We start from the raw sequence: 14,825 nt of genomic DNA, 5'->3' as shown, positions 1-14,825 counted from the left end.
TCTTGTGTCTGACCGGATGGAGCACTGGCATTGATGATAAAACAACGTTATCAAAAGGAGGCAAACATGCCGTACCAATATGAGAAAGTCCGGGAGACAAATGGTCTGCCTGCAAAATTTATGCTGTCCCAATGTACGGACCTGACCATTCCTGCCCATTGGCATGATTATCTGGAGGTTTTATATATGATGGAGGGGGAACTGACCGCGGTCGTGCAGGCGGGTTCCTATCTGCTCACCCCCGGCGATCTGATGATAATCAACAGTAAAGAACTCCACATGACCCGGGCCAATGGCTCAGTTTCTTATATCCTGCTGCAGATTTCCGCTGAACAGCTCCAAAGTTTCCTGCCCTCCGGCACAAACCTGCACTTTCAGACAATGATCTCACCGAGAGATCATACAGAAGACTTCTCAAACCTCCGTGTGTGCCTGGAGCAGATGCTGGATGCCTATACTTACCAGGAAAATGGCTATCAGTTCTTTTTTGCTGCCAATCTCTATGAATTTTTGTACCACTTGTATAAGAATTACTGTTCCCTCTCCCCCGCTGCGCCGGAAGTAAGAACTAACAGAGATTTAGAGCGGGTTACCCAGGTTATGGACTGGGTCCGGGTCCATTTTCAAAAACCGCTGACACTAGATGACGCCGCCGCAAGCCTTGCCGTAAGCCGCGAATATTTCTGCCGTCTGTTTAAAAGGTACACAGGACAGACCTTTCTGGAGTATCTGAATTCTGTCCGCACCATGCATTTATATGATGATCTGAAAAATACAGATGAAAGTATCACTGTACTGATGGAAAGAAACGGAATCAGCAATTATAAAGTTTTTATGCGCACCTTTAAGAAGCTGTACGGTGATACACCCCAGAGAATACGAAGCGGGATCAGGGAATATTTTTCACCGGAACTGCCATCCTAAGTTTATACTATCATGGAGGTCCGCATATATGTTTCCAGACAAAATCTACTATGAAGAAGCAGCCATGGGCTATGAACTAGGAAAATACCTGAAACAAAAATACCAGGACAGAACCTGGATTCCCATTGACAGCCATAATAAAATAGACGAACTGCGCACAAGGCCCAACTCTGATTTCAGAGAAATGAAGCAGTATCTCATTATCGGCATCCGCAAAACCCACCGGCATGTACCCAACGCCAAAGTCTCGGATTTTCTTGTACCTTATACCTCATCCGGCTGTATTGCAGCCTGTCTGTACTGTTATCTGGTCTGCAATTATAATAAATGCTCTTATCTCCGTCTTTTTGTAAACCGGGAAGAGATGCTTGACAAGATCATGAAAACTGCAGACCGTTCATCCGAAAATCTGACCTTTGAAATCGGCAGCAACAGTGACTTGGTCCTGGAAAACACCATCACCCACAACCTGGAATGGACCATAGAACGTTTTGCTGAAAGTGGAAAAGGCCGTCTGACTTTCCCAACTAAATTTGCCAGTGTGGCCCCCCTTCTTCCCCTGCACCACGGCGGAAAAGTCATTTTCCGCATGAGCGTAAATCCCGATAAGATCATCCGACAGATTGAACTGGGCACTTCACCTCTGAACAAACGTATAGAAGCTCTCAACCAAATGTGTGAGGCAGGATATCCCTGCGGAATCCTCATTGCACCTGTCATATTTCTCCCCGGATGGCAGGATATGTACAGTCAATTGATCACGGTTCTTTCTGAAAAACTTTCCGAAAAAGTAAAGAAAACCGCATTTATAGAAATCATTTTTATGAGCTATAGCTTTGTCCACCGAAAGATCAATGAGGAGGCCTTCCCGGATGCCCCGGATCTTTATGACAAAGAAAAAATGCAGGTCCGGGGCCGGGGTAAATACGGTTATGATCAGCCTTCCAGACAGGAAGGAGAACTTTTTTTCCGGACTGAGCTAGCCAGAAAACTTCCGCATATGGAAATTTTGTATTTCAGCTGAATCTATCAGATGATTACCGGAAATAAACGAAAACACAGGTGTCAACCTGCATCAAAACGCCGCCATTGGAGACAATGGACGGCGTTTTTCTTGCAAAGAAAGATACGTTAACCACCAATCCTTATTGCTTTGCTATAAACGCAGTGCTGCTTGACAGGAGCAGAAATAGCTTGTATAATAAAAACCAACGGTCGGTTTTTAGTGGAAAGGGGTTATAGGATGACCAGAAAGAACAATCCAAAACAAGCAATTGAAAATATCATTACCATTTCTGCAAAGTTATTTGCTGAAAAAGGATATGATAAAACAAGTATGCAGGATATCGCAGATGCTGTGGGAATGTCAAAGGGTGGGATCTTTCATCACTTCAGTTCTAAAGAAGATATTTTTAATGCGGTTATGGAAAGGCAGTTTGAGCAGATAACAGAAACGGTAAAAAAATGGCTTGATGAAATGCACGGACTTACAGCAAAGGAAAAGCTGAGAGGTTTGATTAGGCGGAATTTAATGGATGAAAAGATTATCAAAGAGTCCGGTAATATGATCTCAAGTGCGGCAGAAAGTCCACAGATCATACTGGCCTTTACACAGGATAACGTAAAAAAACTTGCACCAATCATAGCAGATGTTATACGAGAAGGCATAGAAGATAGAAGCATCTCTACAGCGTTTCCCAATGAATGTGCGGAGGTTCTTCTGCTGCTCTTAAACTTTTGGTGTGATACGGATATCTTTCAGGGTGATTTTTCCACACTTCAAAAACGATTTCGATTTTTGCAGCATCTTATGAGACAATTAGGTGTTGATATACTTGAAGATGAAATCATAAATTCTATTAGTGATTTTTACGAAAATAGCTCTGTGTGACAGATGAAGCCGATGCTCTTATTATACAAATAACGGTTGGAGGAGCTGCCATTGTGACTGAAAAAAGAATACTCATAAGGAGGTATCAAATATGTTGTTAATCACTTTTTGCTCACTGATCGCTGTTTTTATTCTAGCGTTTGCATGTTTGCGGCTGATAGCCCCTGCGATCATACGAACAAGACATAAAATCAAAGCTCCCGGCATAGACCGCATGGAAATGGTGGAGATCGGCGGCATAAAGCAGGCATTATATATCCGGGGACAAAACGCAGACAACCCCATCATCCTGTGGGTGCATGGAGGCCCCGGTAATTCAATGATGCCACTTTTACATCTGTACCAGTATGCGTGGGAAAATGATTTTACTGTGGTCAACTGGGATCAGCGCAATGTAGGCAAAACATACTTTGCGAACGATCCGGCGGCAGTTTTGCAGACCATGCGTGCGGAGCGTGTTCTGGAAGATGTCCATGAAGTGACGGCGTATCTACAGCAGCAGTTCAACAAGAAAAAGATCATCCTCGCAGGCCATAGCTGGGGGACGGTGCTGGGAACCATGGCTGTGCAGACCTATCCGGAGGATTACAGCGCGTATATCGGGATTTCGCAGGTGGTTAAGATGGCGGACAATGAGCGTGTGGGCTATGAAAAGACGCTGGAAGTGGCGAAAGCGGCAGGAAACCAAAAAGATATCAAGGCGCTGGAAGCTGTTGCACCATATCCGCCATCGGATTACGGTCCAAACTATATGGCAGATCTGATGACCGTAAGAACGTATCAAAGCAAATACGGACTTTCCGTAAATATGGGTTTAGGTGATGTGATCCGCATACTGGCAACTCCGTATTATTCATTTAACGAACTAAAAAATTCGTTCCTATTCAACCAGCTTCATGTATTTCATGATCAAGGGGACGTGATGCCGTTTTTAATGGAAAAAGCCGACATAAGAAACTACGGAGCTGATTATCAAGTTCCGGTATACTACATAATGGGAGCAAATGATTATAACAGCCCCTATCTTCTGGCAAAATCTTTTTTTGATGAAATAGCGGCACCGGATAAACAGATTTTTTCAATTCCGGATGCAGATCATATGCCCTTTCTTAGCAACAAGGCAGAATTTGACCGCATATTGTTAGAGGAAATTGCACCGAAATTGGCAAATCGCAGCTAGTACAGTGTTGCGTAAATTCCTGTGATACAGCACTCGCTATCTACGCCAACAACACCGCCGGCACTGCCTGTTTTGCCATCTGCCGCATGAATCGGAGGGACCGACTCCGCTTCATGCGGCAAACAAGCGAACACACGGCGACATTGGAAGAACGAAACCATTGTCACTTGGCATTATACCAGTGTCAAATACCTTTATATATTTTTATCACATGTATTCTCTAAGATTCTAAGATAATGGTTTGCTTCCCGCAGCACATGGTCTGCAAGCAGGGGCAGGATAATGGACGAGATCTCACAGTCGTTAATTCCTTTTGTACCTGCCGTCTTGAAATCTCTATATTTTTCTGTTTCCTGTAATGTTTTTTTCGTCAGATCACCCATAGTTCTGTTATTTTTATTCCTGGCTTCGCATAAAAGTTTTTTATAGTCTCCTGCAAACTCATCAGCAGCTGCGATCAGCTCTTCCTCCGACGGGTCCAGTAATCCACGGATAAATAAGGCATGTTCCATCATGATCTGATTCCAGAACATTTCGGTCTCACGCATGCTTTTTGCACTGATCGTACCACGTCTTTCCAGTTCCAATAAAAATGAACGATATAATTTTGCCTCCCTTATAATGTGTTTTATCAGCAGCGGATAATTGGCTGTAAACAACCTGCATCCTTCCGTATCTGCCAGGATCCCTTCTTTAAACTCGATCAGTCCGTTTAGCAGATGCAGAACTTTCTGGTTGAGCATCCTTACCTCGTTCCTTGTCTCCCTGCTGCTGCATCCGTTTCCTGCTGTGAGCTTTTCTTCCCTGACCGTAATACATGTATCAATCGGTATCCCTGTAAGCTGTGATGTCTTTTTCTCTGACTGCCTTGTAAAATCTGTCACCACTTCCTGTGATTCCAGCACCCCGCACCCCACCAGGCCGTCGCTTAACTGCACAACTTCCCCTAAAATCTTCTCAAACTGTTCTCTGAACCATCCTGCTTTTTTTATGCAGGCTGCATCCTTTAATTGAAATCCGGCCTCAAGAAAAAGTGAATGTTCCTTCATGATTCTAATAAAAAACAAGTGAAGTTCCAATGATATTACTGCATAATCTTTCATCTATATATCCATTTAGTTTTTTATATTATATGAATTAAGGGGGTAAATGGTCTCTTTTTACGCCATATCCCCATCCAGCATGAATTTTCTCTCTTATTTTCAGAGTGGCCGCTGGCTATTTTTCTTTCTGTTTGTTACAATAGTACATGTAAATAATCACAAAGGAAGGATATGCATATGCGTCTGGAAAAAATACAAAATCTTCTGAAAGAAAAATCCCTGGAGTTTCAATATAATGAAGTGGACGGCTGCGGCAGCCTGGACTTTGATTACAGAGGTGTCCCTTATCATATCTGGGAATACCAGGAAAACGGCTGGGGCGTGGAGACGAATGTGAAGCACGGGGGATACAATGAGGATATTACCGGTGATTATGAAGAGGAAATCCTTCAGGTCATGAAGGACTGGTAAATAATCGCCCACCGCATGATTTCTATTATCATGAACGAAAAAACGGGCTCATAGGAGTCCGTTTTCCGTGCCCAGTCCCAAACTGGCTTGCTGTCCTGTTTTCGTTCGTTTAATTGAAACTTGTTACAATAATAATACAAGCCATCAACATAGTAGTCAGGTCAACCACATAGTTTAACATATCCCCCAGCTGTTTATTTTGAGGGTTCTTCTTCATTTCTTTCAGCTTAGCTTTCAAATCATCAAATTCATGTTTCGATAAATATTGGTTCAAATTCTTTGTTTTGTTTAAAATATAAACAAGTGCTATATCGTGAGGGGAAATTTCGTCTTTCGCCACCTCCGTCTTCATGTTTCCGGCCAATGCATCCTTATAGCTTCTATCAGGAATATATACGGCTTTATTACCGAACAGACCGCCTGCTTTTTTCACTGCCGCGCCATCTTCAAGCAAAGATTCACCGATCTCTGTCAGTAGTTGTTTGATCCTGCTGCCTGTTGATACCGCGTAATCACTCATCAATTTTTCCGTGGACCGTGGTTTATCCTTTAGATATGTATACAGGGAGGCAAGGTGTCTAAGTTCATTTGGTAACTCTTTGATCACCGTTATTTTTTTCTTTTCCACTGTGATCACATCATTTAATATGAAATCCATGATACTGGATACCACGATTCCGGCATTTGATTCGTCCATGTGCATGACCGGCATGGTTCCTTTTTCATTTACCGCTAAAGCATAATACTCCTGTGCAATTGATTTTCTATACATGTGTTACCTCCTATTTGGCAGTCAAACCGTATCAAATCACGTTTTTACGATCATACTGTATGTTTTATTTCTTCCATATGCTTACAATAACACATTCTGTACGTCTGCTGTGTGTAAATTCCCAAACGGTAAACATCACTTCCTAAATGGTATACCTCCGGGTAAAACGCCCATGGCAAAAGACGATTCTGTATAAACTTATGCTGGAACTGCCCAAACCTACCGGGGCTTTCCGTAAAACTTCCATACAGCAAATCCCGTGACCGCTGCTGTCAGGCCAACCAGCACTGCCACAAGCCGGATATTTCCTGCTTTTGACCTAACCGAGGATGTTTCATGCACACCCGGGATTTTTTCCGGGGCTTCCGAAGATGTTTCGGCCACACCCGGGATTGTTTCCGGGGCTTCTGCTATATCCCTGTTAATCTCCCTGACCGGCAGATCAGGATTTTCCGGTTCATCAATACAAACCCAGAAGTCTTTGTTTCCCATATAATATCCTACATTTCCCCAATGCATCCCCTCTTCATCTGTAAACTCCGAACCATAGTCAAAGGAATCCTCCATAATCTTTATTTTAAATTTAGTCTCAGACCCCGGATATTTCCACCCATATATGACATCTCCCTTTGTCACATTTGGAACAACACCGCCTTTTGATGTAATCTTTTCCTTATATTCTTCATAAAAAGACTGACTGTCATAGACCGGATACATATAATCCATGGGTACCCAGCCGCCATTCTCCTGAGAATCCTCTACAAATCCCCATTTTACATTCTTCTTATCTGTATAGACAAATGAAATATAATAGGTTTCCCTATTCTGAATGGTCATGACTTTTTCGGCGGATCCGGGACTATCATAGACATCCGTTTCCCCGCCATAGCCATTGACAACATAAACGCGGTTTACATATTCACATGCATCCTTATGCTTTTCGTAAAAACTGTCCTGCGGTTCAAAAATCAAGTCCGCACGCACCACGGAAGCTTGAATGATCATGCACAGAAGTACCAGCAGCGTTATTTGTATCCTCCTATTCATGGTCTCCTCCTTTCCCGTATATTCCCCAAATAAGGCATCCTGTTACAATGACAAGCACCGCAGTAAGCCCGGCCACAACCCAGACCGAAACCGTAAAACCACCATTGACACGGTCAATTGCTTTGGGTGGGTCGGGAATGCTATTGTCCACTTCCCGGATTGGCAGGTTTAAATTTGACGGGTCATCCATACATACCCAATAGGTATAAGAGCCATAATAATAATAATTCACATGTGCCCATTTAAGCCCCTGCTCATCTGTAAAAACCCGGTCATAACTTAATGGATTTCCCTCCATTCTCACTGGTGAAGGGTCACCTGAGCCGGGATATGCCCAACTGTATATTGTTTCACTGCTGTCAACATCTATGATTCCTATCTCTATTTTAATCTGAGATTGGTATTCCTTCAGAAAGGAACTTCCCCCATAAGAAGAGTACATATATGCCATGGGTACCCAGCCTTCTCCCCCTTCCACATCCTCGACCAGTCCCCACATGTTCCCCTTTTCGTCTGTATAGATATAAGAAATATAATGTTCCTCATTATTTTTCATCACAGCCAGCACTTTATCCGACAAAGGACTTTTGTAAAGCTCCGTTTCTCCTCCATAGCCATTAACCGTAAAGGTACGGTTGGCATATTCACATTCTTTTGCATGACGTTTGTAAAAAATATTTTCCGGCTCAAAAATAACATCTGCGGATACGTCCAAAGCCTGTATTCCGAGACAAATCCATATCAGTAAAAACAGAACGATCCCTTTTTTCATCTGTATCCCCCTATCCAATTAACAACCCCAAAAAGAAAGAACATCCATTTGCCGCCAGTGAATATTTCATAGGATGCCTGCTTCCCTGCAGATAAGCCCTGTAAATTCGTCCCTCTGTTATGACTACTGCTGCCTCCACCAAAAGATAAAAAACAATTTTCCCCGCACCGGGCGGCATATACATCCTCCATATCCACGCAAGAAACACTGCTGCAGGGTTTGTCATAATATTGACCAGACAGATCAGCAGCAAATCCTTTCTCTTTCTTATCCCCCACACAAGAGCAGCAGCTTCCTCGATCACAAGCGTAAGCCCCAGAGAAACCCCAAACATTTTAACCAGATACAGAACCATCCGACTCTCCTTTCCGCCTCATCACCCCGGCAAACAGCAACAGCGAAAGCAAACTTCCCAGACTGCCTGTCAGCCGGTGATCCATAGGCGGCACCGTCTGAAAATAGACCGGCAGAAATCCCAAAAACAGAGCAAACGTCAATGTACCAAAAGCCAGCCCCGGCTGTTCCCGCATCTCCTTCCACATCAGATACAGTGTCAAAGGCATGGTCATATTAAAAAACAGCAGTGCCAGCAGCCCGGTTCCCCAAAATCCACCAAACCCATACATCCCCGCCGCCAGAATCAAGGAGATCACCGCTGTCCTGGAAATTCCAATCCGGTCAGCCAAAAAACCTCCCGCCACTTTTCCTCCAGCCACAGCCGCAGCACACACCGCCCCCGTAAGAACGGTCTTATTCCACGGAAAAGCAGCCGACATCCCAACATAAGACCTCAGCAGCACCACCAAAAAACAGCAGACTGCCATCATACTTCTACCATAAACAGGCCTGCCTTTCCCGGATATTCTACTGCCATGCTCTTCCAAATACTTTCCCCTGCCCAGCCACAAAAGCACTCCCCCTAAACTCAGCAGAACAAGCGCCCCTGCCAAAACGATCCCCACCTCAGATACAGACTGACTCCACATTTTCCCCAAAAACAGCCCCAAAGCTCCGGGCGCCACAAAAACTCCCAGCCGTGTGCAGACTCTGTCTTCCCTTTCACTGGTCCAGATAGTCCCCACGCCTCCTCCCACATGAAACAGCGCATTCCCCAGCCCCAAAACCGTCACATGCGTAAATCCGCCCAAAAAAGTAAGCACTCCCCCAAAAACTGCAAAACCTACGGAACACCTATACTTTTCCTCTGCACCTTTCCCTCTGCATAGCCCGTCAAGTACCACCCCCAACGGCATCTGCAAAGCAAACGCGCAGAAATTATACAACAACAGATACCAGTACCAGGCATCCTTTTCCCGAAATACCCCATACATGGCAAACGCGCAGGCAGCATCTACAAGAAAATGCATACATGAAAACACACCTAAAACAGCCTGTCCCCTTCTCATAGGCTTTCTCAGATTTCTCCCAGCATCTGAGCCGGGTTATCCGCTGCCTTAACCTTTCCGAATGCCTTTTCTATTATCCCGTTCTCATCAATCAGATATGTGGTCCGCACCACCCCCATAACCTTCTTCCCATACATATTTTTTTCTTTCCACACATCATACTCCTGAACCACCTGCAGCTCCGTATCAGAAAGCAGTGTAAACGGCAGATGATATTTCTCCGCAAACTTTTTATGGGAAGCAGCCGTATCCTTGCTGATCCCCAGCACCACAGCCCCCTTCTCCGTAAACTGCGGATAAAGCTCCCCAAAACCACATGCCTGCTTCGTACATCCTGCCGTATTATCCTTACTATAAAAGTACAAAACTACTTTCTTTCCCCTGTAGTCAGCCAGCGAAACCGCCTCCCCATCCTGATTTGGCAAAGTAAATTCCGGTGCCTTCCTTCCAACTTCCAACATATCCATTCCTCCATCTCTTGTTTTTTCACTTCTCTTGTTTTTTCACTTCTCTTGTTTTTTCACTTCTCATTTTATCACTTATTTTACAGTTCTCACCACTGCCAGACATCTTCCGGCTCCACAACTACTAATATTATAACTTTATTCCCTGACTAAAGCAACTTAACAACATCCTCTCTCTGCCCCCCTTAATCCCCTTTTAAATAAGTGTCCTTCACAACAGACTTTGTTGCCCCACAAAAAAATCCTCAGATCACTCATCCCAAAGTTGTCAAAGGGCGAAAGGCAAACCGGAACGGACTGCTAATAATAAACCAAAGACGCTATATGGAAATCCAATACCTTTGAATGATACCACTTTCACTTAAACCCGCTGTATCAGAAATTTCATTCTCCAACACCCCGCCATTTTTAATAATCATTCTTTGTGAAGCAATATTTTCTTTATCGCAAGTTAATAAAACCCGGCTTTCCCAAAAGTCACGACAAATAGGCAAAATCAATCTTAGCATTTCTGAGGCATACCCTTTACGTCTTTCTGATTAACGAATACTATATCCAATATTACCTCCAAAATATTTAAGAAAATCCGACAATGGATGACGAAAATCAATCATTCCGACCACAAAATCGTCATTTTCCCTTACGCCTAAAAACACTTCCGAAGGAACATATCCGGGTCATCCCCTAACACTCCGCCCACAAACTCACGCAATATTTTTCCAACAATTCCCGCCTGAGAAAACCAGGGAGAAGCGGAGGTGCCGGGAGGGGCGGCGGGTGTGTATCTGTGGCAGCGAGGTTAAGTGGAGGGTTCTGTGAGATCCACCAATTACGGAGACTTAGGCGAGAGCCCATTGGCGAGCGTCTTAGTCGCAGTTATTGGTTAGCTCACAGGTTCCGCAACGTCGAGCGGCCACAGATACACACCCGCCGCCCCTCCCGGCACCTCCGCTTCTCCCGTCCCCTCCCCAAAAAAATATTTTTTTCCCCTATTGACTTTTCCCTCCCCTCATGCTATGATACAAAAAGTGATTAATTTGAATTTAGAGCCGACCAGACAATGATTCCATTTAATTCATTGCTGTGTTGGCTTTTTTCTATTTTATTACGACCAAATATTATATATGGAGGTACTGATTATGAATAACGGTACAGTGAAATGGTTTAACGCTCAGAAGGGATACGGATTTATTACTGATTCCAATACAGGAGAGGATGTATTCGTACATTTTTCCGCTATTGTTTCCAATGGTTTCAAAAGCCTTGACGAAGGACAGAGAGTAACATTTGATACAGAGCAGGATCCGAAAGACAGCAGAAAACTGAAAGCAGTTAATGTTTGTGCAGCATAATTCCTGATTGCATGAATAGAGGCCGTGCAGCCAAATGCACGGCCTCTTTTTTTATCCATCTTTTCCCTCATCTGTACACTTTCCCATACCGGAAGTAAATCTTCTTATACCAAGGCAGTCTCTCATAAACAGCAGCGCAGACTTTTTTATACACACGCCGTGCATCTCTCCCCTGCATTCCGGACAATTCCTCCTTACCGAAACTCTCCTGAAGGGCAGCCCTCTGTATCTGTCCGGCTTCTTTTTTAGTGACAGACGGTACTGCATTTGACAGACTTTCGGGAAAATCTGCCCCCATGGCATCACATTCTTTCATCTCTCCAGCCAATCCCAGAACCTCCAGCATTCTGACCATGATCTGACCAGTCCCATACTTTTCCTGTCTGCATAGGATCAGATAGCGGCGAAGCAAAATACTCCCCCATACAAATACTATCAAACCTATCACAGCAAACACAGGCGCCATCCGCAGGAAAAAGGAACGCACGCTTCCCTGGCCGCTCTGGCCGCTCTTCCCGCTGCTCCCATCCTTCTGATCGGCTTCTGTCTCATCTGCATCTTCCATATTTCCTGCCTGTTCCTGACCGGTCATCTCATTTGGAACATTCGGGTCCTCCTGCTCCGTCTCCGGTTCCTGACCGGTTTCCTCTTCCTCCCCGGCGGTTCCTGCTGCTGTCTCTGCATTCGGTATATTTTCTTCACTCTCAGCGCCAGCTCCGGCGGGCAGTTCTCCCGCTGCCGGAGTTGTTTCCACCGGAATCCATCCCTCTCCTCCGGAATAAATCTCCGCCCACGCATGAGCCTGCTCATCTGTGACAACCGCTCTATACCTGCCGTCATCCTGCTGCTCAAATAAATCCGGCGTTACCCTAAAGCCCACAGCATAACGCGACGGAATCCCGTAAGACCGAAACATAAGGGCAGCTGCCGTGGCAAAATGCTGGCAGTATCCTTTCCCCTGTTCAAATATAAAGTATTCCGCAGGGTCCTTTCCAATAGGCACCACGCCGGGGTTCAGAGAATAGGCTGCCTTGGACTGCAGCCAGGAACGGATGAATCCGCTCACCTCCTCTGCCCCTGACTTTTCATTTTCACCGCAAAGACGGACCAGCTGCGGTACCTCCTCCTCGGGAACCGTGAGACAGGACTGCTCCACAAACGTTTTGTAAGCGCTCTCCTCCTGCTCAAACCGGGCTATGGTATCTGCATCCGCCATGGCGAGCACCTCTTTAAAATCCTGCTCTGTGTACATGGTTCCTCTATGCACCTTATCATCCCCATACTCCTCCCCGTAAATATAAGGGATTGATGCGGTCCTGTTTTCTGCTGCCAGGGATTTAAGCTCCACATTCTTTTCCCCCGGCATATTTTCCCCACCGTATACGCCTCCCATATTGGCAAGAATATAACGAATCATATAAAACTGTCTGTTCTCAAAATACTTCCTGGCGTCTGCCCCCTCCTGGGCCGCATACTGTCCATCCAGACTCTCATAAAATTCCTCTCTGTCTGACACTTTCCAGGAACCGTTCTCATACACATCTCCCACAAAGTTTTTCAGATATAGAGCTTCCTCAGGCTTCCCGGAGACGATCACTTCCATCTGTTCTCTTCCGCTTGGGTAAAGACCTCCCCTGTTTATCTGGCCTTTGAGGGATTCGGGAAGCCACATACCTGCGGCCATGCGCCAAACTCTGTCACCGGTCTTTAAAGGAGTCTCATACAGCGTTTCCATATGTCCTGCCGCTCCTTTTTGGGTGATTCCCATAGCCAGCAGAAGAAGCACAGCAAGGACAGGAATCACCCTGCCCGCATTTTTATAAATGCTGCGTCTGGTCTGCCCCGGCTTCTGGTTCGTCTTAGCCGCAACACCTGCCATGCGGTTTCCCAGATGAAAAACAGCCAGAAGACAGAGCGTCCCAGTCTTGATCTCTGCTTTCTGCATCATGGCGGCAAATACAAGAGAAAAAGTAATAAAATAAAAGATCCCCCCCTGCTTAGCCAGACTTACCGTCAAATACATTAGGAGCAGCCCCAAAATCACACAGATACACAAAAGCCCCGTCACTTCAATCACGGGAATTGCCCTCATATTCCACATTCCGGCAGCATACAGCATTTTCATATTGGTAAGTTATGCGCTTTGCCTTATTAAAAACATCCCTCCCGCCCCTGCAATTCCGGTCAGTATGATAAAGAAGGGCTTCCATTTCAAAACATCCTGCAAGACCCAGCATAACAAACAAGCCAGAGAAAGTACAAAGACCACGGCTCTCCAGCTATAGTTCAGCCTGAAGATCAGTGAACACAGCAACAGATAACCCAAAATCCCGCAAAAATAGCAGCCGAAAAAGAACAGGCCGCTGACCGGTCCGCCGGCTCTCCCTGCTTTCCTTCTTTTATTAGCTGAGTAAAAATGTCTCTTTTTTGATCTCTTCCGCATAATTATCCTCTGAAAACTGAACCAGCATTTTGTGGTACAAATGCAGCCTGAGGGACGTGTCCATGGAGAGGACTATCTCCCCCTCCTCCTGCCGCCGGTACATCTCCCCTAAATACAATTCATCCGGGTAACTGCTTCCCACAAAAAGCACATCCCTGCGAATCATTTCACATAGATCATTCATAATATCTTCATGGCAGGCCACAGGATACACCTGAATCTGCCCGGTCTGCCCGTCATAACATCCCACCTGATGACTGACTTTTTCCTTCAAAAGCCCTGCACTTACCGCATAGCAAAGCTCCCAAAAGGCATCCATCTGTCCCGGACTTAAAGGCTTTTCTTCCCGGATATCCCAGAATACGAACACCGGTGCCTGCACTTCTGTACAATACTGTTTGCTGAGGAGCTCCCCGCTTCTGGCAGTCAGCTTCCAATGTATATCCCTCATCCCGTCCCCCGGACGATAAGGCTGTATCTGGTATATTTCAGGAGGCTGTACGCCGAGCCTGCTGTTCCCCACCTCCACTTCCATGCCAAAAGGAAGGCTTTCTATGGAAAACTGCATCTCATATCCCTTGGGGTACACCACTGCATTACAGGAGGCCTTCTCCTTTTTCTGCCCGCAAAAAAGACACAGCGGGTCCCAGATTTTTGACTTCACTCCGCTGATCTCCAGGGCACCACAGTGCCTTGGAGAAACTTCAACCGGTATCCTTGCAGTGCCCCTTGCCGGAACATAGCCCTGTACTTTTTTTACCGCTCCTTTGGATGTTCCCTGATTCCATATTTTCATACGTGTTTCAAATTTCATGACAGGTACCAGGGAAGGGTTCACAGCAGTCAAAACCACGGTAAGCGTACTCTCCTTGGACACGGTGCCCCGCTCCGGCTCCAGACTGATCTCCAGTCTGCGGGCCAGATATTTAGCTAAAAAGCCCATACACCCTAAAAACACCAGAAATGCCAGGATAAATACCATAACCGAAGAAGAGCGGTAAAGGCCTGCCAGATAAAAAAACAAAAGAAGTACCAATGTTATCAGCAATTTTCTCATCTG

At 45.3% G+C, this 14,825-nt stretch carries 15 protein-coding genes and 1 pseudogene; 6 read left to right on the top strand and 10 right to left on the bottom strand.

What is annotated here, in order from left to right:
- Positions 1-66: 66 nt before the first annotated feature.
- From C6P39_RS21605 to C6P39_RS21590, 4 genes are all read left to right on the top strand, one after another.
- Entirely contained in the window at positions 67-924 is an 858-nt protein-coding gene (locus C6P39_RS21605; protein ID WP_095175737.1) for an AraC family transcriptional regulator, read from the top strand.
- A 28-nt stretch (positions 925-952) separates the two neighbouring features.
- On the top strand, positions 953-1,948 hold the full coding sequence (locus tag C6P39_RS21600; RefSeq protein WP_104805142.1) for an SPL family radical SAM protein: 996 nt from the start codon (positions 953-955) through the stop codon (positions 1,946-1,948).
- A 219-nt stretch (positions 1,949-2,167) separates the two neighbouring features.
- Entirely contained in the window at positions 2,168-2,815 is a 648-nt protein-coding gene (locus C6P39_RS21595; RefSeq protein ID WP_104805141.1) for a TetR/AcrR family transcriptional regulator, read from the top strand.
- Between the two features lie 91 nt (positions 2,816-2,906).
- Positions 2,907-3,995 (top strand): alpha/beta fold hydrolase, encoded by a 1,089-nt coding sequence (locus C6P39_RS21590; RefSeq protein ID WP_167398049.1) that lies wholly within the window; start codon positions 2,907-2,909, stop codon positions 3,993-3,995.
- 194 nt (positions 3,996-4,189) lie between these two features.
- Here C6P39_RS21590 and C6P39_RS21585 read toward each other — a convergent pair whose 3' ends face one another.
- Positions 4,190-5,098 carry a DUF2935 domain-containing protein gene (locus C6P39_RS21585; RefSeq protein WP_095175734.1) on the bottom strand — a complete coding sequence of 303 codons (909 nt, stop codon included), beginning with the start codon at positions 5,096-5,098 and terminating at the stop codon, positions 4,190-4,192.
- 177 nt (positions 5,099-5,275) lie between these two features.
- Here C6P39_RS21585 and C6P39_RS21580 point away from each other — a divergent pair, with 177 nt between their 5' ends.
- Complete coding sequence (locus C6P39_RS21580; protein ID WP_095175733.1) at positions 5,276-5,509, top strand: kinase; 234 nt, start codon at positions 5,276-5,278, stop codon at positions 5,507-5,509.
- A 109-nt stretch (positions 5,510-5,618) separates the two neighbouring features.
- On the opposite strand, the gene C6P39_RS21575 is transcribed toward C6P39_RS21580, so the two are convergent.
- The 7 genes and pseudogenes from C6P39_RS21575 to C6P39_RS28555 form a co-directional block, all read right to left on the bottom strand.
- Positions 5,619-6,281 carry a GPP34 family phosphoprotein gene (locus tag C6P39_RS21575; RefSeq protein WP_104805140.1) on the bottom strand — a complete coding sequence of 221 codons (663 nt, stop codon included), beginning with the start codon at positions 6,279-6,281 and terminating at the stop codon, positions 5,619-5,621.
- 219 nt (positions 6,282-6,500) lie between these two features.
- A complete protein-coding gene (locus C6P39_RS21570; RefSeq protein WP_104805139.1) occupies positions 6,501-7,328 on the bottom strand; it encodes a hypothetical protein in 828 nt (275 codons plus the stop codon).
- The gene (locus C6P39_RS21565) at positions 7,321-8,100 is read right to left on the bottom strand and encodes a hypothetical protein (protein WP_104805138.1); all 780 of its coding nucleotides are present in this window, start codon (positions 8,098-8,100) and stop codon (positions 7,321-7,323) included. Before C6P39_RS21565 ends, C6P39_RS21570 begins: the two co-directional genes overlap by 8 nt.
- A 10-nt stretch (positions 8,101-8,110) precedes the next feature.
- Positions 8,111-8,455, bottom strand: coding sequence for a hypothetical protein (locus C6P39_RS21560; RefSeq protein WP_095175728.1), 345 nt, complete (start codon positions 8,453-8,455; stop codon positions 8,111-8,113).
- Positions 8,436-9,506, bottom strand: coding sequence for a hypothetical protein (locus C6P39_RS21555; RefSeq protein ID WP_104805137.1), 1,071 nt, complete (start codon positions 9,504-9,506; stop codon positions 8,436-8,438). The genes C6P39_RS21560 and C6P39_RS21555 overlap by 20 nt, the downstream gene beginning before the upstream one ends.
- Positions 9,507-9,514: 8 nt before the next feature.
- Complete coding sequence (gene bcp / locus C6P39_RS21550; RefSeq protein WP_095175726.1) at positions 9,515-9,967, bottom strand: thioredoxin-dependent thiol peroxidase; 453 nt, start codon at positions 9,965-9,967, stop codon at positions 9,515-9,517.
- Positions 9,968-10,290: 323 nt separating this feature from the next.
- Positions 10,291-10,491, bottom strand: a pseudogene (locus C6P39_RS28555) (GNAT family N-acetyltransferase); the annotation flags it as partial.
- A 618-nt stretch (positions 10,492-11,109) separates the two neighbouring features.
- On the opposite strand from C6P39_RS28555, the gene C6P39_RS21540 reads away from it, so the two are divergent.
- Positions 11,110-11,322, top strand: a complete 213-nt coding sequence (locus C6P39_RS21540) for a cold-shock protein (protein ID WP_018594431.1) — start codon at positions 11,110-11,112, stop codon at positions 11,320-11,322.
- Positions 11,323-11,389: 67 nt separating this feature from the next.
- Here C6P39_RS21540 and C6P39_RS21535 read toward each other — a convergent pair whose 3' ends face one another.
- On the bottom strand, positions 11,390-13,399 hold the full coding sequence (locus C6P39_RS21535) for a transglutaminase-like domain-containing protein (RefSeq protein WP_158661656.1): 2,010 nt from the start codon (positions 13,397-13,399) through the stop codon (positions 11,390-11,392).
- Positions 13,400-13,724: 325 nt separating this feature from the next.
- Positions 13,725-14,822: a DUF58 domain-containing protein gene (locus C6P39_RS21525; protein ID WP_095175724.1), complete on the bottom strand. Its 1,098-nt coding sequence runs from the start codon at positions 14,820-14,822 to the stop codon at positions 13,725-13,727.
- Positions 14,823-14,825: the final 3 nt, after the last annotated feature.

This window comes from Blautia marasmi (assembly GCF_900258535.1).
GTDB lineage: Bacteria > Bacillota > Clostridia > Lachnospirales > Lachnospiraceae > Blautia > Blautia hominis.
This window is presented reverse-complemented; position numbering and strand designations above follow the sequence as displayed.

Coding starts and splice junctions, on each gene's coding strand:
- C6P39_RS21575 (WP_104805140.1), bottom strand. CDS start 6,281: ATGTATAGAAAATCAATTGCACAGGAGTATTATGCTTTAGCGGTAAAT.
- C6P39_RS21560 (WP_095175728.1), bottom strand. CDS start 8,455: ATGGTTCTGTATCTGGTTAAAATGTTTGGGGTTTCTCTGGGGCTTACG.
- C6P39_RS21605 (WP_095175737.1), top strand. CDS start 67: ATGCCGTACCAATATGAGAAAGTCCGGGAGACAAATGGTCTGCCTGCA.
- C6P39_RS21555 (WP_104805137.1), bottom strand. CDS start 9,506: ATGAGAAGGGGACAGGCTGTTTTAGGTGTGTTTTCATGTATGCATTTT.
- C6P39_RS21585 (WP_095175734.1), bottom strand. CDS start 5,098: ATGAAAGATTATGCAGTAATATCATTGGAACTTCACTTGTTTTTTATT.
- bcp (WP_095175726.1), bottom strand. CDS start 9,967: ATGTTGGAAGTTGGAAGGAAGGCACCGGAATTTACTTTGCCAAATCAG.
- C6P39_RS21600 (WP_104805142.1), top strand. CDS start 953: ATGTTTCCAGACAAAATCTACTATGAAGAAGCAGCCATGGGCTATGAA.
- C6P39_RS21570 (WP_104805139.1), bottom strand. CDS start 7,328: ATGAATAGGAGGATACAAATAACGCTGCTGGTACTTCTGTGCATGATC.
- C6P39_RS21540 (WP_018594431.1), top strand. CDS start 11,110: ATGAATAACGGTACAGTGAAATGGTTTAACGCTCAGAAGGGATACGGA.
- C6P39_RS21580 (WP_095175733.1), top strand. CDS start 5,276: ATGCGTCTGGAAAAAATACAAAATCTTCTGAAAGAAAAATCCCTGGAG.
- C6P39_RS21595 (WP_104805141.1), top strand. CDS start 2,168: ATGACCAGAAAGAACAATCCAAAACAAGCAATTGAAAATATCATTACC.
- C6P39_RS21590 (WP_167398049.1), top strand. CDS start 2,907: ATGTTGTTAATCACTTTTTGCTCACTGATCGCTGTTTTTATTCTAGCG.
- C6P39_RS21565 (WP_104805138.1), bottom strand. CDS start 8,100: ATGAAAAAAGGGATCGTTCTGTTTTTACTGATATGGATTTGTCTCGGA.
- C6P39_RS21525 (WP_095175724.1), bottom strand. CDS start 14,822: ATGAGAAAATTGCTGATAACATTGGTACTTCTTTTGTTTTTTTATCTG.